Source organism: Pseudomonas sp. 09C 129 (genome assembly GCF_002843625.1).
Classification (GTDB): domain Bacteria; phylum Pseudomonadota; class Gammaproteobacteria; order Pseudomonadales; family Pseudomonadaceae; genus Aquipseudomonas; species Aquipseudomonas chlororaphis.
On the sequence record NZ_CP025261.1, the window covers coordinates 1,533,898 to 1,552,145 of the forward strand.

Below are 18,248 nucleotides of genomic sequence, written 5' to 3' on the forward strand. Positions count from 1 at the left end.
CATATGAGCGGGTTGTTATCTTCTGTCAGTGAACACCTTCTGGCGCCCGGTGGCGTGACCCTGGAAAGCCTGCAGGGCGTGCTCGGCGATCTGGCCGGCCCGGGTATCGATGCCGCCGACCTGTATTTCCAGGGGCAGATTTCCGAGTCCTGGTCGCTGGAAGACGGCATCGTCAAGGAAGGCAGCTTCAATCTGGACCAGGGCGTTGGCGTGCGGGCGCAATCGGGTGAGAAAACCGGTTTTGCCTACAGCAATGCCATCACCCTCGAAGCGCTCGGCCTGGCTGCCAGGGCCGCACGCTCGATTTCCCGCGCCGGGCAGAACGGTACCGTGCAGGCCTTTACCACCCAGGACGTGGCCCAGCTGTATGCGCCGGACAACCCCCTGGAAGTCATCAGCCGCGCGGAAAAGGTCGAGCTGCTCAAGCGTGTCGACGCCGCGACCCGTGCTCTCGATCCACGTATCCAGCAGGTCAGCGTCAGCATGGCCGGGGTCTGGGAGCGCATCCTGGTGGCCTCCACCGATGGTGGCCTGGCGGCGGATGTGCGGCCTTTGGTGCGCTTCAACGTCAGCGTGATCGTCGAGCAGAACGGTCGCCGCGAGCGTGGCGGCCATGGCGGCGGCGGGCGTACCGACTACCGTTATTTCCTCAGTGAAGACCGTGCCATGGGGTATGCCCGTGAGGCATTGCGCCAGGCCCTGGTCAACCTGGAAGCCATCCCCGCGCCAGCCGGCACCTTGCCGGTGGTACTGGGTTCGGGCTGGTCCGGCGTGCTGTTGCACGAAGCAGTGGGGCATGGCCTGGAAGGCGATTTCAACCGCAAGGGCAGCTCGGCCTACAGCGGTCGCATGGGCGAAATGGTGGCCTCGAAACTCTGCACCATCGTCGACGACGGCACCCTGGCCGGGCGGCGCGGCTCGCTGAGCATCGATGACGAAGGCACCCCGACCGAATGCACCACCCTGATCGAGAACGGTGTGCTCAAGGGCTACATGCAGGACAAACTCAATGCCCGCCTGATGGGCGTGGCCCGCACCGGCAACGGTCGCCGCGAATCCTATGCGCACCTGCCGATGCCGCGCATGACCAACACCTACATGCTGGGTGGCGAAAGCGATCCGGCGGAAATCATTGCTTCGGTGAAAAAGGGTATCTATTGCGCCAATCTGGGTGGTGGTCAGGTGGACATCACCAGTGGCAAGTTCGTGTTCTCCACCAGCGAGGCGTATCTGATCGAAGACGGCAAGATCACCGCCCCGGTCAAGGGCGCGACCCTGATCGGCAACGGGCCGGAAGCCATGAGCCGGGTGTCGATGGTCGGTAACGACCTGGCGCTGGACAGTGGTGTGGGGACCTGTGGCAAGGATGGGCAGTCGGTGCCGGTGGGTGTCGGCCAGCCGACCTTGAAGATCGATGCGATCACCGTGGGAGGCACGGGCGCTTAAGACGTGAAGCGGCGGGTGAGTTGCCGGGCAACCCACCCGAGTCGAGGCTCAGCGCAGGCCGCGTTGAGTCTCGTCCAGCTCGCGGATGTATTTGAAGATTTTACGGCTGGAGGCAGGCGGCTTGTTATGGGCCACCTCATGCTGGGCCTGACGGATCAGGGAGCGCAGCTGCTGACGATCCGCTTCTGGATAGTCGGTGACGAACTTTTCCAGGACCGCGTCATCGCCCGCGATCAAGCGATCGCGCCAGCGCTCCAGGCCATGGAAACGTTCGTTGTACTGGCGAGTCGAGGCGTCGAGTTGGTCCAGCAGCACCAGGATCGCGCTGGTGTCCTGATCGCGCATCAGCTTGCCGATGAATTGCAGGTGGCGTTTGCGCGCGATATGGGCGACATGCTTGGGCGCATCCGCCAGGGCCCGGCGCAGGGCGTCGGTCAACGGCAGTTTGTTCAGCAAGTCGGGCTTGAGTGTTGTAAGGCGCTCGCCGAGATCAACCAGAGCATGCAGCTCGCGTTTGACCTGGGATTTGCTTTTCTCCCCATCGAGGGAGTCGTCGTAAGAATCAACCATGGTGGCAGTCCGCAAAGAAACGCCGCCATGATAACCAGTCGGGGGCCGCTTGTCCGGCCCGGTCGCTCGAAGGCCTTAACCGAAAGCAGAATTTGAGTGGAGAAAACCATGAGTGCAGCACAAAGCGTCGGCCCGCAGGCTTTGCCGGCACTGCAGGAACAAGTCGAGCAGATCATCGCCGAGGCCAAGCGCCAGGGTGCCAGTGCCTGCGAAGTGGCGGTTTCTCTGGAGCAGGGCCTGTCGACTTCGGTTCGCCAGCGGGAAGTGGAAACCGTCGAGTTCAATCGCGACCAGGGCTTTGGCATCACGCTCTATGTCGGCCAGCGCAAGGGCTCGGCCAGTACCTCGGCCAGTGGTCCCGAGGCGATTCGCGAAACCGTCGCCGCGGCCCTGGCCATCGCCAAACACACCTCGGAAGACGAAAGCTCGGGGTTGGCCGATGCCGCCCTGATGGCCCGGGACGTGCCGGACTTCGACCTGTTCCACGCCTGGGACATAACCCCGGAGCAAGCCATCGAGCAGGCGCTGGCCTGTGAGGCTGCGGCTTTTGCCGCCGACAGCCGGATCAAGAACGCTGACGGCACCACCCTGAGCACCCACCAGGGCTGCCGTGTGTACGGCAACAGCCACGGTTTTATCGGCGGTTATGCTTCGACTCGGCACAGCTTGAGTTGCGTGATGATCGCCGAGGCCGACGGCCAGATGCAGCGTGACTATTGGTATGACGTTAATCGTCAGGGCCATCTGTTGACGGACCCGGTGACCATCGGCCAGCGCGCCGCGCAACGTGCTGCGAGCCGCCTGGGCGCCCGCCCGGTGCCGACCTGCGAAGTGCCGGTGCTGTTTTCCGCGGAACTGGCCGGCGGCCTGTTCGGCAGCTTCCTGGGAGCGATTTCCGGCGGCAACCTGTACCGCAAATCGTCCTTCCTCGAGGGTGCGCTGGGGCAGCGACTGTTCCCCGAGTGGCTGACCATCGATGAGCGTCCGCACTTGATGCGCGCCCTGGGCAGTTCGGCGTTCGACGGCGATGGCCTGGCCACTTACGCCAAGCCTTTCGTCGAGAACGGCGAACTGGTGTCCTACGTGCTGGGAACTTATTCCGGGCGCAAGCTCGGCCTGCCCAGCACCGCCAACGCCGGTGGCGTGCACAACCTGTTCGTCACCCATGGCGAGGAAGACCAGGCGGCCTTGCTGCGCCGCATGGGCCGGGGCCTGCTGGTCACCGAACTGATGGGCCACGGGCTGAACATGGTCACCGGCGATTATTCCCGGGGCGCGGCCGGTTTCTGGGTGGAAAATGGCGAAATCCAGTTCGCTGTCCAGGAGGTGACCATTGCCGGCAACATGCGTGACATGTTCAAGCAGATCATCGCCGTCGGTAACGATCTGGAGTTGCGCAGCAACATCCGCACCGGTTCGGTATTGATCGAACGCATGACGGTCGCTGGCAGCTAAGTCGTAACGGCGTCAGCGAAAGCGCGCGTCCCGTCCGGGGCGCGCGCTTTTTTATTGCCCGGTTTTTTTGAACGTTGACGATCCAGGTAGGAGCGAGCTTGCTCGCGAAGCGCATTGCTTGGCGCCGCATCCTTGTCTGAAAAAACGCTATCGCGAGCAAGCTCGCTCCTACAGGGAGGGGGGGGCGAGCTTGTTTTGATTCTCAATATCATATAATAATAAATCTCATTATCGAATGAGCCCAGGTCATGAGTTCTGCCTTGCACGAGCAGCCTTACCTCGAAAGCTGGCGTTGGATGAGTCGCCAGATCCGTTGTGCCCTCGATCCGGACGAGCCGCGCCTGATCGAGCATTACCTGGCCGAAGGGCGCTATCTGGCGTGTTGCACCGCCACCTCGCCCTGGCTGATCGCCGAAACTTCATTCCGCCTGCTGCTCGATACCGCCACCGATACCGCGCTGCCCTGGCATTGGCGCAGCCAGTGCCTGGACCAGGCCTGGCGCCCGTTGCGTGACCTGGAACGCCTGTCTTTCTGCAAATGCCGGCTCAAGCGCTGGCAAAGCCATGCCTGGCAGTTGGCGACCTGCTCGTTGCTGCCATCCATTCCCCTTATCGAACTGGTGCAAGGATTTCCCGATGAGTAATACCCGTATCGAACGCGACAGCATGGGCGAACTGCATGTTCCGGAGCAGGCGCTGTATGGCGCACAGACCCAGCGCGCGGTGGATAACTTTCCCATCAGCCACCAGCGCATGCCGGCGCAGTTCATCCGTGCGCTGATCCTGGCCAAGGCGGCCGCGGCCAAGGCCAACGTCGAACTCAAGCAACTGAGCGAATCCCAGGGCAAGGCCATAGTCGACGCTGCCCAGGGCCTGCTGGAAGGTGACTTCATGCAGCATTTCCCGGTGGATATCTTCCAGACCGGTTCCGGCACCAGTTCCAACATGAACGCCAACGAAGTCATTGCCACCCTGGCCAGCCGTTTGCTCGGCGAACCGGTCAACCCCAACGACCATGTGAACTGCGGGCAGAGCAGCAACGACATCATTCCGACCACCATCCACGTCAGCGCCGCGCTGGGCTTGCACGAACAACTGCTGCCGGCGCTGGTGCATCTGGTGCAAGTCATCGAGCGCAAGGCGGTCGAGGTCCATCCCTTCATCAAGACCGGCCGCACCCACCTGATGGACGCGATGCCAGTGCGTATGAGCCAGGTGCTGGAAGGCTGGGCGCAGCAGCTCAAGGCCAATATCGGTCACCTGCAGGATCTGCTGCCGAGCCTGCAATCCCTGGCGCAGGGTGGCACGGCCGTGGGCACCGGGATCAACGCTCACCCGCAGTTCGCCGCGGGTTTCAGCCGGCAGTTGAGCAGCCTGACCCAGGTGCAGTTCACCCCGGGCAAGAACCTGTTCGCCCTGATCGGCTCCCAGGACACCGCGGTGGCGGTCTCGGGCCAGCTCAAGGCTATCGCGGTCACCTTGATGAAGATCGCCAACGACCTGCGCTGGATGAACTCCGGGCCGTTGGCCGGCCTCGGCGAAATCGAGCTGGAAGGGCTGCAGCCGGGGTCTTCGATCATGCCCGGCAAGGTCAACCCGGTGATTCCGGAGGCCACGGCGATGGTGGCGGCCCAGGTGATCGGCAACGACACCACGATCACGGTGGCGGGGCAGTCGGGCAACTTCGAGCTGAACGTCATGCTGCCGATCATCGCCCAGAACCTGTTGAGCAGCATCGAGTTGCTGGCCAATTCCAGCCGCCTGCTGGCGGACAAGGCGATTGCCAGCTTCAAGGTCAACGAGCCCAAGCTCAAGGAGGCGCTGTCGCGCAACCCGATCCTGGTCACGGCGCTCAACCCGATCATCGGCTACCAGAAGGCCGCTGAAATCGCCAAGACCGCCTACAAGCAGGGGCGCCCGGTGATCGATGTCGCCCTTGAACACACTGATCTGTCACGCAGCCAGCTGGAGATCCTGCTCGACCCGGAAAAACTCACCGCGGGCGGCGTGTAAATCCCGACATTGCTTTGGAGGTTCACCATGGAGCACTGGAAACGCACGATCGAAAGGGCAAACCGTTTCTTCATGCAGGGCGACCTGGTGGATGCCCGCGAGTATTACTTGCAGGCCCTGGCCCTGGCGCAGGTGTTGTTCGAGCGCTGGAGCGATGCCGACGAAGCGGTGGCGGCTTGTGTCATCTCCCATCACAACCTGGCGGACCTGCACCTGCGCCTGAACCAGCCGGAGGAGAGCGCGGAGTACCTCTGCGCCATCCATCAGCGGTTGTTGCAGACCATGCAGGACAGCCGCCTGGCGCCGGCGCTGCGGGAAGCCGCGCTGCGCCAGAGCAGCAAGACCTATGTCGAGTTGCTCAACTTCATCAGTGAGCACGGTGAATACCCCCGTACGCATCGCCTGCTGGAGAGCAATGTCGCGCAATCGACTGCCGGCACCGCGACCCCGAATGCCCCTCATTACGGAGCACATTGATATGTCCTTTACCTTGCCTGCATTGCCCTACGCCTACGACGCCCTGGAACCGCACATCGATGCGCAGACCATGGAAATTCACTACACCAAGCATCACCAGACCTACATCAACAACCTCAACGCGGCCGTGGAAGGCACCGAATGGGCCGACTGGTCGGTGGAAAAACTGGTGGCCGGGGTCCAGCAATTGCCGGAGAAGCTGCGTGCAGCGGTGATCAACCAGGGCGGTGGTCACGCCAACCATTCGCTGTTCTGGGCGGTGATGGCGCCGAGCGGCGGAGGCAAGCCGAACGGTGCGCTGGGCCAGGCGATCGACGAGCAGCTGGGCGGTTTCGAGAGTTTCAAGGAGGCCTTCACCAAGGCCGCGCTCACGCGTTTCGGCAGCGGTTGGGCCTGGCTCAGTGTGACCCCGCAAAAGACCCTGGTCGTCGAGAGCAGCGGCAACCAGGACAGCCCGTTGATGAACGGCAATACCCCGATTCTCGGTCTGGACGTGTGGGAGCACGCCTATTACCTGCGTTACCAGAACCGGCGGCCGGAATACATCAATGCGTTCTACAACGTGATCAATTGGCCTGAAGTAGCCCAGCGCTACCAGGCCGCACTGGTTTGAGCACCCTCCTGTAAAAAGACCTAAGGCTGACTATGGGCACTGAAACACTGACGATCAGCAGCGGGCGGATGTTTCGTTACGCATTCGGTTCGCTGTTGCTGTTGGCGGGTACTGCATTGCTGGTTGCCCAGGGCTTGTCCTGGCTGGACCTGGAGCCGCGCTTGTTGCGTGCATTGCAGGGTGGGGCGGTCTGTGCCCTGGGAACCGCGCTGGGGGCAGTGCCAGTGCTGGTCATTCGCAAGATGCCGCTGGCGCTGAGTGACGCCCTATTGGGATTCGGCGCCGGGGTGATGCTGGCGGCTACGGCCTTTTCGTTGATCGTGCCCGGGATTGCCGCGGCGGAAAAACTCGGACTGTCGCCCTGGGCTTCGAGTGGCCTGATCAGCTTCGGCATCATGCTCGGTGCCTTGGGGTTGTTTCTGGTGGACCGCAAAGTCTCGGGGGGCAACCCGGAGAAACTGGTGGGTACCCTTGAGCATCCGGTCATCCCGCCGCGAATCTGGCTGTTTGTGTTTGCCATCATCGCCCACAACATTCCCGAAGGAATGGCCGTGGGTGTGTCTGCGGGCGGCGGCATGCCGGAGGCGGACAGCCTGGCCATGGGCATCGCCTTGCAGGATGTGCCGGAAGGGCTGGTGATTGCTTTGGTGCTGGCTGGCGCCGGCATGTCCAGGGTCAAGGCATTCCTGATCGGCGCCGCTTCAGGCCTGGTGGAGCCGGTGTTCGCGTTGCTTTGTGCGTGGCTGGTGAGCCTGGCCGAGATGCTGTTGCCGCTCGGGCTGGCGTTGGCGGCGGGGGCGATGCTGCTGGTGGTGACCCATGAAGTGATTCCCGAATCCCGACGCAACGGTCATGAGAAGCTGGCCAGCCTGGGCTTGTGTGTCGGCTTTTGCTTGATGATGGTCATGGATACGGCACTCGCTTGAGTACCTTTCGGGAGGTTTGCCCTGCCGACCTTACTCGCCTTCGTCGAAGAAGTTGTTGATCAGTGCCACCAGCGCTTCCAGCGCTTCCTGCTCCTGTTCGCCTTCGGTCTTCAGATGAATCCTGGTGCCCTTGCCGGCGGCCAGCATCATCATTGCCATGATGCTCTTGCCGTCGACCATCGACTCCGGCGTTTTCCCTGCGCGGATCTGGCAAGGAAACTGACCGGCCACGCCGACGAACTTTGCCGAGGCACGGGCATGCAGGCCCAGTTTGTTGATGATTTCAATTTCCAGAGCAGGCATCGCGGGGTAGATCCTTTCAGCTAAGGTCGCGGTGGCGAACCTGGACATTCTTCAGGGACTTTTGCAGGACTTGGCCCAAGCGTTCGGTCAAGTAGACCGAACGATGGTGGCCGCCCGTGCAGCCAATGGCAATAGTGACGTAGGCGCGGTTGCTGGCGGCGAAACGGGGCAACCATTTCAGCAGGTAGCTGGAGATGTCCTGGAACATTTCCTCGACGTCCGGCTGGGCGGCCAGGTATTCGGCAACCGGCTGGTCGAGCCCGGACTGGGCACGCAACTCGGGTTTCCAGTACGGGTTGGGCAGGCAGCGCACATCGAACACCAGGTCGGCATCGACCGGCATGCCACGCTTGAATCCGAAAGACTCCACCAGAAAGGCGGTGCCCGGCTCCGGCTGGTTCAACAGGCGCAACTTGATGGTATCGCGCAGTTGATACAGGTTCAGGTTGGTGGTGTTGACCTTGAGATCGGCCAGGTCGGCGATCGGTCCCAGCAGGTGGCTTTCGTCCTGGATCGCCTCGGCCAGCGAGCGATTGTTGCTGCTCAAGGGATGACGGCGGCGGGTTTCGGAAAAGCGCTTGAGCAGGGTTTCTTCGTCAGCGTCCAGGTACAGCACATCGCACTGGATATGCCGGCTGCGGACTTCCTCGAGCAGTTCGGGGAAGCGCGACAGGTGGCTGGGCAGGTTGCGGGCGTCGATCGACACGGCGACCAGGGGCTGTGTCAGTTCGGTGTGGATCAACGCCCGTTCGGCCAGCTCGGGCAACAGCCCGGCTGGCAGGTTGTCGATGCAGTAATAGCCATTGTCCTCGAGTACATCGAGGGCGGTGCTTTTACCTGAGCCGGACCGGCCGCTGACGATGATCAAGCGCATGATTACTGACCGTTCTGTTCGTCCAGGACAACCTTGTACAAGGCTTCGTTGCTGGTGGCGCTGCGCAGTTTGTCGCGCACTTCTTTGCGGTCCAGCATGCTGGCAATCTGCCGGAGCAGTTCCAGGTGCGCATCGGTGGCGGCTTCCGGGACCAGCAGTACGAACAGCAGGTCGACCGGTGCGCCGTCGATGGCGTCGAAATCGATGGGAGCGTCCAGGTGCATCAGGGCACTGATGGGCGACTCACAGCCTTTGAGGCGGCAGTGTGGAATGGCGATGCCGTTGCCAAAACCGGTAGAGCCCAGTTTTTCACGGGCAATCAGGCTTTCGAAGACATCTTGCATCTCCAGATCAGGCACTTCGCGGCTGATCAGGTTGGCAATTTGTTCGAGGGCGCGTTTTTTACTGCCGCCCGGCACGTTCACCAGGGAACGGCCGGGGGTCAGGATGCTTTCAAGTCGGATCATGGGAGGGGAGTGTTAGCGACCCGTGCCTTGGAGAAGGTGGAGTTGCTTTTCCTTATGCTTTTTCAGTTGGCGGTCAAGCTTGTCCGTGAGCAAGTCGATTGCGGCATACATGTCGTCATGCTCTGCATTGGCGACGACTTCCCCACCATGGATGTGCAGCGTGGCCTCGATTTTCTGCTTCAGTTTTTCGACGGCCAGCGTTACCTGCACATTGGTAATCTTGTCAAAGTGCCGCTCAAGTCGGTCGAGTTTTTCGCCGATGTAAGCGCGCAGAGGTTCGGTCACTTCCAGTTGGTGTCCACTGATGTTGACTTGCATACAGCTTCTCCTTCGTTGCCAGTGCATAAAGCGGCAGGTCGATTGACCTGCCACTGGAACGCTGTGGCGAGCCCGGCGGCTACATCAACCGCTTCCGTTCGCTGGAAGGCGCGATCCCCAGGGATTCACGGTACTTGGCGACGGTACGACGGGCTACCTGAATGCCTTGTGCCTCCAGTAAACCAGCGATCTTGCTGTCACTCAACGGCTTTTTCTGATTTTCCGCGGCGACCAGTTTTTTGATGATCGCGCGGATCGCCGTGGACGAGCATTCACCGCCTTCGGAGGTACTTACGTGGCTGGAGAAAAAGTATTTCAGTTCATAAATGCCCCGTGGGGTATGCATGAATTTTTGCGTGGTCACCCGTGAAATCGTCGACTCGTGCATGCCGACTGCTTCGGCGATGTCATGCAGGACCAACGGTTTCATCGCCTCATCGCCGTACTCGAGGAAGCCGCGCTGATGCTCGACGATCTGGGTGGCGACTTTCATCAGGGTTTCGTTACGGCTCTGCAGGCTCTTGATGAACCAGCGGGCTTCCTGTAACTGGTTACGCATGAAGGTGTTGTCGGCGCTGGTGTCGGCGCGCCGCACGAAGCCTGCGTACTGTGGGTTGACGCGCAGGCGCGGCACGGACTCCTGGTTCAGCTCCACCAGCCAGCGTTCGTTGTCCTTGCGCACTATGACGTCGGGGACCACGTATTCGGCTTCGGTGGATTCGATTTGCGAGCCCGGCCGTGGGTTGAGGCTCTGTACCAGTTCGATGACTTGGCGCAGCTCGTCTTCCTTGAGCTTCATGCGCCGCATCAGCTGGCTGTAGTCGCGGCTGCCGAGCAGGTCGATGAAGTCGCTGACCAGGCGCTTGGCTTCAGTCAGCCAAGGGGTCTTGGCAGGCAGCTGGCGCAGTTGCAGCAGCAGGCATTCGCCCAGGTTGCGGGCGCCGATGCCGGCGGGCTCGAATTGCTGGATACGATGCAGGACAGCCTCGATTTCGTCGAGTTCGATGTCCAGTTCCGGATCGAAGGCTTCGAGGATTTCCTCGAGGGTTTCGTCCAGATAGCCCTGATTGTTGATGCAGTCGATCAGGGTCACGGCGATCAGGCGATCGGTGTCGGACATGGGCGCCAGGTTCAACTGCCAGAGCAGATGGCTCTGCAGGCTTTCGCCGGCCGAGGTGCGGGTGGTGAAATCCCACTCGTCGTCATCGTTGCTGGGCAGGCTGCTGGCGCTGGTCTGGTAGACGTCTTCCCAGGCGGTGTCGACCGGCAGGTCGTTGGGAATGCGTTCGTTCCATTCGCCGTCCTCGAGGTTGTCCACCGTCGGGGCGGTTTCCTGGTAGGAGGGTTCCTGGATATCGGTATTGGGTTTCTGCTCGGCGTTGTCGGCCAGCGGATCGGTGTTATCGAAGTCGTCGCCTTCTTCCTGGCGCTCGAGCATCGGGTTGGACTCCAGGGCCTCCTGGATTTCCTGTTGCAGGTCCAGGGTCGACAATTGGAGCAGGCGGATGGCCTGTTGCAGCTGCGGTGTCATCGTCAGCTGCTGGCCCATTCTGAGGACTAGCGATGGTTTCATGGCAGGGGCTTAACACCTTATTCGCCGGCGCACATGCGCCATCCACTACAGGGCGCGTGAGCGCCAAACATAAGCAAATTATATGCCTGAAACTGAAGTGTTTGCCTAGAGCGCTGTAACAATAAAAACAGCAGGGTTTTATTGGGGCGGGCGCTCTGGCGACCAGCCAAACACCTCAGGGCTTACAGGCGGAACTCATGGCCCAGGTAAACTTCCTTGACCAGCTCGTTGGCGAGGATGGTTTCGGCGTCGCCTTCGGCGATCAGTTGACCGTCGTTGACGATGTAGGCGGTTTCGCAGATATCCAGGGTTTCACGGACGTTGTGGTCGGTGATGAGCACGCCGATACCCTTGGCCTTCAGGTGATGAATGATCTGCTTGATGTCGCCTACCGAGATCGGGTCCACGCCGGCGAAAGGTTCGTCGAGCAGGATGAACTTGGGGGCGGTGGCCAGGGCGCGAGCGATTTCCACGCGGCGACGTTCACCACCGGAAAGGCTCATGCCCAGGTTGTCGCGAATGTGGTTGATGTGGAACTCCTGCAGCAGGCTTTCCAGCTCCTGGCGACGGCCGGCCTTGTCGAGCTCCTTGCGGGTCTCGAGGATGGCCATGATGTTGTCGGCCACCGAAAGCTTGCGGAAGATCGAGGCTTCCTGCGGCAGGTAGCCGATCCCGGCACGGGCGCGGCCGTGCATCGGCTGGTGGCTGACATCCAGGTCGTCGATCAGGATGCGACCCTGATCGGCCTGGACCAGGCCGACGATCATGTAGAAGCAGGTGGTCTTGCCGGCGCCGTTAGGGCCGAGCAGGCCGACGATCTGGCCGCTGTCGATGGACAGGCTGACGTCACGCACGACCTGGCGGCTCTTGTAGCTCTTGGCCAGGTGCTGAGCTTTCAGAGTTGCCATTACTGGGCCTTTTCGTCAGTTTTCTTTTTCGGCTGGATGACCATGTCGATCCGTGGGCGCGACTCGGTGACCTTGCTGCCGGTGGCGCGACCGGCGCTGGCCAGCTTCTTGTTGGTGTCGTAGACGATTTTCTCGCCCTGGGTGATGTTGCCGTCCTTGTCGACGACTTTGGCGCGGTCGATCAGTACGACGCGGTTCTGCGCGGCGTGGTACTGGATGGTCACACCGTAGCCCTGGACCGGCTTGGTGTCGCCCTGGGTTTGAATCTGCTCGAAGTAGGCCAGGTTGCCCACCGAGGTCACCACGTCGATATCACCGGTCTGGGTGCGGGTGATGGTCACGGTATTGCCGGTGACCTTCATCGAGCCCTGGGTGATGATCACGTCGCCTCTGTAGGTGGCTACGCCATTCTTGTCGTCCAGTTGAGCGTCGTCGGCCTGGATGCGGATCGGTTGCTGGCTATCGTTCGGCAGAGCCCAGGCGCTCACGCTTCCCAGTGCTGCGCCCAGACCGAGCAAAATAGGGAGGGTTTTAACGAGCCTCATACTGTCCTCTTACGTTCGATAGCAGGTTCATCCTGCCGTCTTTCAAATACGCTTTCATTCCCTTGCCAGTCGTCACGCCGCCGGCGCCGTCGATTCTAACGTCTTGATCGGTCTGCGCATATTGCTTCTGCGGGAATACTGTCATGCGGGTCGTGGTGATCAGCAGGTTGCGATTTTTCTCGTCGGTGCGCGAAACCCGTACCGAATCGATCAACTCGACCTCGGTGCCGTCCGGGTTGACTTCGCCGCGCTCGCTCTGGACATGCCAAGGGAAGGTGGTGCCGCGATACATCTGCAGATCCGGCTTGGTCAGCAGGGTCACCTCGGTGGCCTTGAGGTGCTCGACCTTGTCGGAAGTCATTTCGTACTGCAGCTTGCCGTCGGGCAGGTACTGCACGCTACGGGCGTTGATGGCGTAGTAGTCGATGGCGCTTTCGTCGACCTGCGCGACCGGCTTGTCGAGGAAACGTTCCGGGCTGATGTTCCAGTACCCCACCGCCAGGAACAGCACGGTGATGATGCCGAAGATCAGTATGTTGCGAATCTTTTTGCTCAGCATGGGAGGCTCTATAAGTAGGCGGCGTGGGCCGCTTCAAGGCTGCCTTGGGCGCGCAGGATCAACTCGCAGAACTCGCGGGCGGCGCCTTCGCCGCCACGGGCCTGGGTGACGCCATGGGCGTGTTCACGGACAAAACTGGCGGCATTGGCGACGGCCATGCCCAGGCCGACCCGGCGGATCACTGGCAGGTCGGGCAAGTCGTCGCCCAGGTAGGCGACCTGCTCATAGCTTAGGCCCAGTTGGGCAAGAAGCCCGTCCAGCACCACCAGTTTGTCCTCGCGACCCTGAAACAGGTGGGGGATCCCCAGGTTTTTCGCCCGACGCTCGACCACCGGCGTCTTGCGGCCGCTGATGATCGCCGTCTGCACGCCCGTGGCCATCAGCATCTTGATGCCCTGGCCGTCGAGGGTGTTGAAGGTCTTGAATTCGCTGCCGTCTTCGAGGAAGTACAGGCGACCGTCGGTCAGTACACCGTCGACGTCGAATACCGCCAGCTTGATGTTCTTGCCGCGTTGCAGCAGATCCGTGCTCATTACATGACTCCCGCGCGCAGCAGGTCGGACAGGTTGAAGGCGCCGATCGGGCGATCGTCCTTGTCCACCACGACCAGTGCGTTGATTCGATTGTCCTCCATGATCTTCAGGGCTTCGGCCGCGAGCATTTCGGCGCGGGCGGTCTTGCCGTGAACGGTCATGACTTCATCGATGGTGGTGTGGTGGATGTCGATGGTGCGGTCCAGGGTGCGGCGCAGGTCGCCGTCGGTGAAGACCCCCGCCAGACGCCCGTCGGCCTCGACAATGACGGTCATGCCCAGGCCCTTGCGGGTCATTTCCATCAAGGCGTCCTTGAGCAGCGTGCCACGCTGGACCTGCGGCAGTTGCTCGCCGGCATGCATGACGTTCTCGACTTTCAGCAGCAGGCGCCGGCCCAGCGCGCCGCCCGGATGGGAAAAGGCGAAGTCTTCGGCGGTAAAGCCGCGGGCTTCCAGCAGCGCCACGGCCAGGGCATCGCCCATGACCAGGGCGGCGGTGGTCGAGGAGGTCGGAGCCAGGTTCAGCGGGCAGGCCTCTTGCTCGACCTGGACGTTGAGGTTGACCTCGGCGGCCTTGGCCAGTGGCGAATCAGGGTTGCCGGTGATGCTGATCAACTGGATGCCCAGGCGCTTGATCAGCGGCAACAGGGTCACGATTTCATTGGTCGAGCCGGAGTTGGACAGGGCCAGGATCACATCGTCCCGGGTAATCATGCCCATGTCGCCATGGCTGGCTTCGGCCGGATGGACAAAAAACGCGGTGGTGCCGGTGCTGGCCAGGGTGGCGGCGATCTTGTTGCCGATGTGCCCGGACTTGCCCATGCCGACCACTACTACGCGGCCTTTGCTGGCCAGAATCATCTCGCAAGCGCGTACGAAATCTGCGTCGATATGTGGCAGCAAGCCTTGTACGGCTTCTATCTCGAGGCGGATGGTGCGTTGTGCCGATTGAATCAGGTCGCTGGATTGGCTCATGTCAGAAATCGTATAGCCTGATGAAAAGGCGGCGATTATAGCGGTAATGATCGATTCCCTCACGCAAGTTCGTCAGCCTTTGTCCTTCTATAGGCAGGAATTGTCCTGTAAAGCCTGTTTTAGGCTGTCGTGATCCTGAACGCGGATGGCTTCGGCCTTGGGGGCTCCGTATCAGCAGTGATATAGTTCGCCGCCAGTTCGGCCTGCCCTGGGTGCATGTACTCCCGGCAGGGAGCCAAGCGTCCGAGTGAGAGGCTGCATCGCAAGGAGTTTAGATGAGTGCCGATAACGCCTACGCGGTCGAGCTGAAGGGACTGTCCTTCAAGCGCGGTGCGCGCAGCATCTTCAATAATGTCGATATCCGTATTCCGCGGGGCAAGGTCACCGGCATCATGGGGCCTTCCGGTTGCGGCAAGACCACGCTCCTGCGGTTGATGGGCGCGCAATTGCGCCCCAGCAGCGGTGAAGTCTGGGTCAATGGCCAGAACCTGCCCAAATTGTCGCGCGGCGATCTGTTCGACGCCCGCAAGCAGATGGGCGTGCTGTTCCAGAGCGGCGCGCTGTTCACCGATCTCGATGTGTTCGAGAACGTCGCCTTTCCGCTGCGCGTTCATACCCAGCTGCCGGATGAAATGATCCGCGATATTGTCCTGCTCAAGTTGCAGGCGGTCGGGTTGCGCGGTGCCATCGACTTGATGCCCGACGAGCTGTCCGGTGGCATGAAACGTCGCGTGGCCCTGGCCCGGGCCATCGCCCTGGACCCGCAGATCCTAATGTACGACGAGCCGTTCGTAGGCCAGGACCCCATTGCCATGGGCGTGCTGGTGCGTCTGATCCGTCTGCTCAACGACGCGCTGGGTATTACCAGCATCGTGGTTTCCCATGACCTGGCGGAAACCGCGAGCATCGCCGACTACATCTATGTGGTGGGCGATGGCCAGGTGCTGGGGCAGGGCACGCCCGACGAGCTGATGGATTCCGATAACCCGCGGATCCGCCAGTTCATGAAAGGCGACCCCGACGGTCCGGTACCCTTTCACTTTCCAGCGCCGGACTACCGCGCAGATCTTCTGGGGAAGCGCTGATGCGCAAAGTATCTTTATTGGAGCGAATTCGTCTGTTCGGCCACTCGGGCATCGACGTTCTCGCGGTGCTCGGGCGTTCGAGCCTGATGCTGTTTCATGTGTTGTTCGGCCGCGGCAGTATCGGCGGCGGCTTCGGCCTGCTGGTCAAGCAGTTGCATTCGGTGGGCGTGATGTCCCTGGTGATCATCGTGGTCTCCGGGATATTCATCGGCATGGTACTGGCGCTGCAGGGCTTCAATATCCTGTCCAGCTACGGTTCGGAGCAAGCGGTGGGGCAGATGGTGGCCCTGACCTTGTTGCGTGAGTTGGGGCCGGTGGTCACGGCATTGCTCTTCGCCGGCCGGGCCGGTTCGGCGCTGACCGCGGAAATCGGCAACATGAAAGCCACCGAGCAGCTCTCCAGCCTGGAGATGATCGGTGTCGACCCGCTCAAATACATTATCGCGCCACGGTTGTGGGCCGGTTTCATTTCCCTGCCGTTGCTGGCGATCATTTTCAGCGTGGTGGGCATCTGGGGCGGTTCGTGGGTGGCCGTCGACTGGCTGGGAGTCTATGAAGGTTCCTACTGGTCGAACATGCAAAACAGCGTGACGTTCAGCGATGACGTGCTCAATGGCATCATCAAGAGCATCGTTTTCGCCTTTGTCGTGACCTGGATCGCCGTATTCCAAGGCTATGACTGCGAGCCCACTTCAGAGGGGATCAGTCGTGCCACTACCAAGACCGTTGTGTACGCCTCGTTGGCCGTACTCGGCCTGGACTTTATTCTGACCGCCTTGATGTTTGGAGATTTCTGATGCAAAACCGCACCCTGGAAATCGGTGTCGGCCTATTCCTGCTGGCTGGCATCCTGGCTTTGTTGTTGCTTGCCTTGCGGGTCAGTGGCTTGTCCCCGACCTCGAGCACCGATACTTATAAACTTTACGCATATTTCGACAATATCGCCGGTTTGACGGTCAGAGCTAAAGTGACCATGGCCGGTGTGACCATCGGCAAGGTCACGGCTATCGATCTGGACCGCGACAGTTTCACCGGTCGGGTCACGCTGCAGTTGGAAAAGCGCGTAGATAACCTGCCGACCGACTCCACTGCATCTATCCTGACCGCTGGGTTGCTCGGCGAGAAATACATTGGTATCAGCGTCGGCGGCGAAGACACGTTGCTCAAGGATGGCGGGACCATCCACGACACCCAGTCTTCACTGGTGCTTGAGGACCTGATCGGTAAATTCCTGCTCAATACCGTTAGCAAAGACGCCAAATGAGGATTTTTTCATGATCTCTACCTTGCGACGTAGCCTGTTGGTATTACTGGCGGCGTTGCCGTTGATGGCTCACGCCGTGGCGGCGCCTTCCGCGCATGATCTGGTACAGGACACCACCAACCGTCTGCTGGCCGACCTGGCCGCCAACAAAGAAAAGTACAAACAGGACCCGCAGGACTTTTATACGGCGCTGAACAGCATCGTGGGTCCGGTCGTGGATGCCGAAGGTATTTCCAAGAGCATCATGACGGTCAAGTACTCGCGTAAAGCCACGCCGGAACAGATGCGCACCTTTGAAGAGAACTTCAAGAAGGGCCTGTTCCAGTTCTACGGCAACGCCTTGCTGGAGTACAACAACCAGGGCATCGTCGTTGACCCTGCCAGGGACGAGTCGGGTGACCGTACCAGCGTCGGCATGACGGTCAAGGGCAGCAATGGCGCGATCTATCCCGTGTCGTACACGCTGGAGAAGATCAATGGTGAGTGGAAGCTGCGCAACGTGATCATCAACGGCATCAATATCGGCAAGCTGTTCCGCGATCAGTTCGCCGATGCCATGCAGCGCAACGGCAATGACCTGGACAAGACCATCAACAACTGGGCTGGCGAAGTGGCCAAGGCCAAGGAATCGACCGAAAACTCTCCAGAGAAGGTTGTGAAATGAGTGAGTCGGCCGTCCGTCTGGGTGAAGCCGGCGAACTGCTGATCAGCGGTGTGCTGGACTATCGTTCCGGCCCGGGCCTGCGCAAGCAGGGGCAGGCCCTGATCGCCTCCAGCACCGCGGCGGTGCTGGTGCTCGACTGTTCTGCGGTGGAGAAGTCCAGCAGCGTCGGCTTGTCGTTGCTGCTGGCCTTCATGCGCGATGCCGCGGCAGCCGGCAAGGCCGTCAGCATCCGTGCGTTACCTGAAGACATGCGCGAAATCGCCGAGGTTTCCGGTTTGACCGAGCTGCTGGCGCAGCCTTAGCAACCCATCGACAAGCAAGCCCCCCGTCAGAGTCCTGCTATGCGGGGTTCGCAGGCGCGGGGCTTTTTTGTATGATGTCCGACCCGCGCGCACAGGGCGCCGATTGAGGTTGAGCATGCAGGCCAACGAAGTGAAGAGCTTCCTTGAAGGAAAGCTGTCCGAGACTCTTTCATCCGTTCAGGTAGAAGTTGAGGGCGAAGGCTGCAACTTTCAGCTGAACGTGATCAGTGACGAACTGGTGGCCTTGAGTCCGGTCAAGCGTCAGCAGAGCATCTATGCCCATTTGAACCCGTGGATCGCCGATGGCAGCATCCATGCGGTCACTATGAAATTTTTCAGCAGCGCGGCTTGGGCCGAGCGCACCTGAGCCCAAGGGCGT

The 18,248-nt window shown here is 61.0% G+C and carries 24 protein-coding genes; 13 read left to right on the forward strand and 11 right to left on the reverse strand.

Going from position 1 to position 18,248, the window contains the following annotated elements; genetic code table 11:
- Positions 1-3: 3 nt before the first annotated feature.
- Positions 4-1,446, forward strand: coding sequence for a metalloprotease TldD (tldD, locus tag CXQ81_RS06965; RefSeq protein WP_007929903.1), 1,443 nt, complete (start codon positions 4-6; stop codon positions 1,444-1,446).
- A gap of 48 nt (positions 1,447-1,494) precedes the next feature.
- Here tldD and yjgA read toward each other — a convergent pair whose 3' ends face one another.
- The gene (gene yjgA, locus CXQ81_RS06970) at positions 1,495-2,016 is read right to left on the reverse strand and encodes a ribosome biogenesis factor YjgA (RefSeq protein WP_025806420.1); all 522 of its coding nucleotides are present in this window, start codon (positions 2,014-2,016) and stop codon (positions 1,495-1,497) included.
- Positions 2,017-2,124: 108 nt separating this feature from the next.
- Here yjgA and pmbA point away from each other — a divergent pair, with 108 nt between their 5' ends.
- From pmbA to CXQ81_RS07000, 6 genes are all read left to right on the forward strand, one after another.
- On the forward strand, positions 2,125-3,471 hold the full coding sequence (gene pmbA / locus CXQ81_RS06975) for a metalloprotease PmbA (RefSeq protein WP_007929896.1): 1,347 nt from the start codon (positions 2,125-2,127) through the stop codon (positions 3,469-3,471).
- A 248-nt stretch (positions 3,472-3,719) separates the two neighbouring features.
- A complete protein-coding gene (locus CXQ81_RS06980) occupies positions 3,720-4,115 on the forward strand; it encodes a hypothetical protein (protein WP_007929895.1) in 396 nt (131 codons plus the stop codon).
- The gene (locus CXQ81_RS06985) at positions 4,108-5,484 is read left to right on the forward strand and encodes an aspartate ammonia-lyase (RefSeq protein WP_007929894.1); all 1,377 of its coding nucleotides are present in this window, start codon (positions 4,108-4,110) and stop codon (positions 5,482-5,484) included. Before CXQ81_RS06980 ends, CXQ81_RS06985 begins: the two co-directional genes overlap by 8 nt.
- A 27-nt stretch (positions 5,485-5,511) precedes the next feature.
- Positions 5,512-5,961, forward strand: a complete 450-nt coding sequence (locus CXQ81_RS06990) for a hypothetical protein (protein WP_007929886.1) — start codon at positions 5,512-5,514, stop codon at positions 5,959-5,961.
- Between the two features lies 1 nt (position 5,962).
- Positions 5,963-6,574 carry a superoxide dismutase gene (locus tag CXQ81_RS06995; protein ID WP_009042191.1) on the forward strand — a complete coding sequence of 204 codons (612 nt, stop codon included), beginning with the start codon at positions 5,963-5,965 and terminating at the stop codon, positions 6,572-6,574.
- A gap of 32 nt (positions 6,575-6,606) precedes the next feature.
- Positions 6,607-7,500: a ZIP family metal transporter gene (locus CXQ81_RS07000; protein WP_101336849.1), complete on the forward strand. Its 894-nt coding sequence runs from the start codon at positions 6,607-6,609 to the stop codon at positions 7,498-7,500.
- Positions 7,501-7,530: 30 nt separating this feature from the next.
- On the opposite strand, the gene CXQ81_RS07005 is transcribed toward CXQ81_RS07000, so the two are convergent.
- From CXQ81_RS07005 to CXQ81_RS07050, 10 genes are all read right to left on the reverse strand, one after another.
- Entirely contained in the window at positions 7,531-7,803 is a 273-nt protein-coding gene (locus tag CXQ81_RS07005; protein ID WP_101336850.1) for an HPr family phosphocarrier protein, read from the reverse strand.
- A 16-nt stretch (positions 7,804-7,819) separates the two neighbouring features.
- Positions 7,820-8,677, reverse strand: a complete 858-nt coding sequence (rapZ, locus tag CXQ81_RS07010) for an RNase adapter RapZ (protein ID WP_007929875.1) — start codon at positions 8,675-8,677, stop codon at positions 7,820-7,822.
- A 2-nt stretch (positions 8,678-8,679) separates the two neighbouring features.
- Positions 8,680-9,144 carry a PTS IIA-like nitrogen regulatory protein PtsN gene (gene ptsN, locus CXQ81_RS07015; protein WP_007929873.1) on the reverse strand — a complete coding sequence of 155 codons (465 nt, stop codon included), beginning with the start codon at positions 9,142-9,144 and terminating at the stop codon, positions 8,680-8,682.
- 12 nt (positions 9,145-9,156) lie between these two features.
- Positions 9,157-9,462: a ribosome hibernation-promoting factor, HPF/YfiA family gene (gene hpf, locus CXQ81_RS07020; protein WP_007929872.1), complete on the reverse strand. Its 306-nt coding sequence runs from the start codon at positions 9,460-9,462 to the stop codon at positions 9,157-9,159.
- 79 nt (positions 9,463-9,541) lie between these two features.
- Positions 9,542-11,035, reverse strand: a complete 1,494-nt coding sequence (locus CXQ81_RS07025) for an RNA polymerase factor sigma-54 (protein WP_009042194.1) — start codon at positions 11,033-11,035, stop codon at positions 9,542-9,544.
- 182 nt (positions 11,036-11,217) lie between these two features.
- Positions 11,218-11,943 (reverse strand): LPS export ABC transporter ATP-binding protein, encoded by a 726-nt coding sequence (lptB, locus tag CXQ81_RS07030; RefSeq protein ID WP_007929870.1) that lies wholly within the window; start codon positions 11,941-11,943, stop codon positions 11,218-11,220.
- Entirely contained in the window at positions 11,943-12,488 is a 546-nt protein-coding gene (gene lptA / locus CXQ81_RS07035) for a lipopolysaccharide transport periplasmic protein LptA (RefSeq protein WP_007929869.1), read from the reverse strand. Before lptA ends, lptB begins: the two co-directional genes overlap by 1 nt.
- On the reverse strand, positions 12,475-13,047 hold the full coding sequence (lptC, locus tag CXQ81_RS07040) for an LPS export ABC transporter periplasmic protein LptC (RefSeq protein WP_053259656.1): 573 nt from the start codon (positions 13,045-13,047) through the stop codon (positions 12,475-12,477). Before lptC ends, lptA begins: the two co-directional genes overlap by 14 nt.
- Positions 13,048-13,055: 8 nt before the next feature.
- Positions 13,056-13,580, reverse strand: coding sequence for an HAD family hydrolase (locus tag CXQ81_RS07045; protein WP_007929867.1), 525 nt, complete (start codon positions 13,578-13,580; stop codon positions 13,056-13,058).
- A complete protein-coding gene (locus CXQ81_RS07050) occupies positions 13,580-14,554 on the reverse strand; it encodes a KpsF/GutQ family sugar-phosphate isomerase (RefSeq protein ID WP_007929866.1) in 975 nt (324 codons plus the stop codon). Before CXQ81_RS07050 ends, CXQ81_RS07045 begins: the two co-directional genes overlap by 1 nt.
- A 275-nt stretch (positions 14,555-14,829) precedes the next feature.
- Here CXQ81_RS07050 and CXQ81_RS07055 point away from each other — a divergent pair, with 275 nt between their 5' ends.
- From CXQ81_RS07055 to CXQ81_RS07080, 6 genes are all read left to right on the forward strand, one after another.
- A complete protein-coding gene (locus CXQ81_RS07055; protein ID WP_009042197.1) occupies positions 14,830-15,639 on the forward strand; it encodes an ATP-binding cassette domain-containing protein in 810 nt (269 codons plus the stop codon).
- On the forward strand, positions 15,639-16,436 hold the full coding sequence (gene mlaE / locus CXQ81_RS07060) for a lipid asymmetry maintenance ABC transporter permease subunit MlaE (protein WP_007929864.1): 798 nt from the start codon (positions 15,639-15,641) through the stop codon (positions 16,434-16,436). Before CXQ81_RS07055 ends, mlaE begins: the two co-directional genes overlap by 1 nt.
- Positions 16,436-16,903, forward strand: a complete 468-nt coding sequence (mlaD, locus tag CXQ81_RS07065; protein WP_007929863.1) for an outer membrane lipid asymmetry maintenance protein MlaD — start codon at positions 16,436-16,438, stop codon at positions 16,901-16,903. Before mlaE ends, mlaD begins: the two co-directional genes overlap by 1 nt.
- A gap of 10 nt (positions 16,904-16,913) precedes the next feature.
- Complete coding sequence (locus tag CXQ81_RS07070) at positions 16,914-17,567, forward strand: phospholipid-binding protein MlaC (protein ID WP_007929862.1); 654 nt, start codon at positions 16,914-16,916, stop codon at positions 17,565-17,567.
- Positions 17,564-17,869: a lipid asymmetry maintenance protein MlaB gene (locus CXQ81_RS07075; protein WP_101336851.1), complete on the forward strand. Its 306-nt coding sequence runs from the start codon at positions 17,564-17,566 to the stop codon at positions 17,867-17,869. The genes CXQ81_RS07070 and CXQ81_RS07075 overlap by 4 nt, the downstream gene beginning before the upstream one ends.
- 115 nt (positions 17,870-17,984) lie before the next feature.
- Complete coding sequence (locus tag CXQ81_RS07080) at positions 17,985-18,236, forward strand: BolA family protein (protein ID WP_007929860.1); 252 nt, start codon at positions 17,985-17,987, stop codon at positions 18,234-18,236.
- Positions 18,237-18,248 lie beyond the last annotated feature (12 nt).

Bases quoted from the DNA above. Each gene is read 5' to 3' on its own strand.
- tldD (WP_007929903.1), top strand. From the start codon at position 4: ATGAGCGGGTTGTTATCTTCTGTCAGTGAACACCTTCTGGCGCCCGGT.
- yjgA (WP_025806420.1), bottom strand. From the start codon at position 2,016: ATGGTTGATTCTTACGACGACTCCCTCGATGGGGAGAAAAGCAAATCC.
- pmbA (WP_007929896.1), top strand. From the start codon at position 2,125: ATGAGTGCAGCACAAAGCGTCGGCCCGCAGGCTTTGCCGGCACTGCAG.
- CXQ81_RS06980 (WP_007929895.1), top strand. From the start codon at position 3,720: ATGAGTTCTGCCTTGCACGAGCAGCCTTACCTCGAAAGCTGGCGTTGG.
- CXQ81_RS06985 (WP_007929894.1), top strand. From the start codon at position 4,108: ATGAGTAATACCCGTATCGAACGCGACAGCATGGGCGAACTGCATGTT.
- CXQ81_RS06990 (WP_007929886.1), top strand. From the start codon at position 5,512: ATGGAGCACTGGAAACGCACGATCGAAAGGGCAAACCGTTTCTTCATG.
- CXQ81_RS06995 (WP_009042191.1), top strand. From the start codon at position 5,963: ATGTCCTTTACCTTGCCTGCATTGCCCTACGCCTACGACGCCCTGGAA.
- CXQ81_RS07000 (WP_101336849.1), top strand. From the start codon at position 6,607: ATGGGCACTGAAACACTGACGATCAGCAGCGGGCGGATGTTTCGTTAC.
- CXQ81_RS07005 (WP_101336850.1), bottom strand. From the start codon at position 7,803: ATGCCTGCTCTGGAAATTGAAATCATCAACAAACTGGGCCTGCATGCC.
- rapZ (WP_007929875.1), bottom strand. From the start codon at position 8,677: ATGCGCTTGATCATCGTCAGCGGCCGGTCCGGCTCAGGTAAAAGCACC.
- ptsN (WP_007929873.1), bottom strand. From the start codon at position 9,144: ATGATCCGACTTGAAAGCATCCTGACCCCCGGCCGTTCCCTGGTGAAC.
- hpf (WP_007929872.1), bottom strand. From the start codon at position 9,462: ATGCAAGTCAACATCAGTGGACACCAACTGGAAGTGACCGAACCTCTG.
- CXQ81_RS07025 (WP_009042194.1), bottom strand. From the start codon at position 11,035: ATGAAACCATCGCTAGTCCTCAGAATGGGCCAGCAGCTGACGATGACA.
- lptB (WP_007929870.1), bottom strand. From the start codon at position 11,943: ATGGCAACTCTGAAAGCTCAGCACCTGGCCAAGAGCTACAAGAGCCGC.
- lptA (WP_007929869.1), bottom strand. From the start codon at position 12,488: ATGAGGCTCGTTAAAACCCTCCCTATTTTGCTCGGTCTGGGCGCAGCA.
- lptC (WP_053259656.1), bottom strand. From the start codon at position 13,047: ATGCTGAGCAAAAAGATTCGCAACATACTGATCTTCGGCATCATCACC.
- CXQ81_RS07045 (WP_007929867.1), bottom strand. From the start codon at position 13,580: ATGAGCACGGATCTGCTGCAACGCGGCAAGAACATCAAGCTGGCGGTA.
- CXQ81_RS07050 (WP_007929866.1), bottom strand. From the start codon at position 14,554: ATGAGCCAATCCAGCGACCTGATTCAATCGGCACAACGCACCATCCGC.
- CXQ81_RS07055 (WP_009042197.1), top strand. From the start codon at position 14,830: ATGAGTGCCGATAACGCCTACGCGGTCGAGCTGAAGGGACTGTCCTTC.
- mlaE (WP_007929864.1), top strand. From the start codon at position 15,639: ATGCGCAAAGTATCTTTATTGGAGCGAATTCGTCTGTTCGGCCACTCG.
- mlaD (WP_007929863.1), top strand. From the start codon at position 16,436: ATGCAAAACCGCACCCTGGAAATCGGTGTCGGCCTATTCCTGCTGGCT.
- CXQ81_RS07070 (WP_007929862.1), top strand. From the start codon at position 16,914: ATGATCTCTACCTTGCGACGTAGCCTGTTGGTATTACTGGCGGCGTTG.
- CXQ81_RS07075 (WP_101336851.1), top strand. From the start codon at position 17,564: ATGAGTGAGTCGGCCGTCCGTCTGGGTGAAGCCGGCGAACTGCTGATC.
- CXQ81_RS07080 (WP_007929860.1), top strand. From the start codon at position 17,985: ATGCAGGCCAACGAAGTGAAGAGCTTCCTTGAAGGAAAGCTGTCCGAG.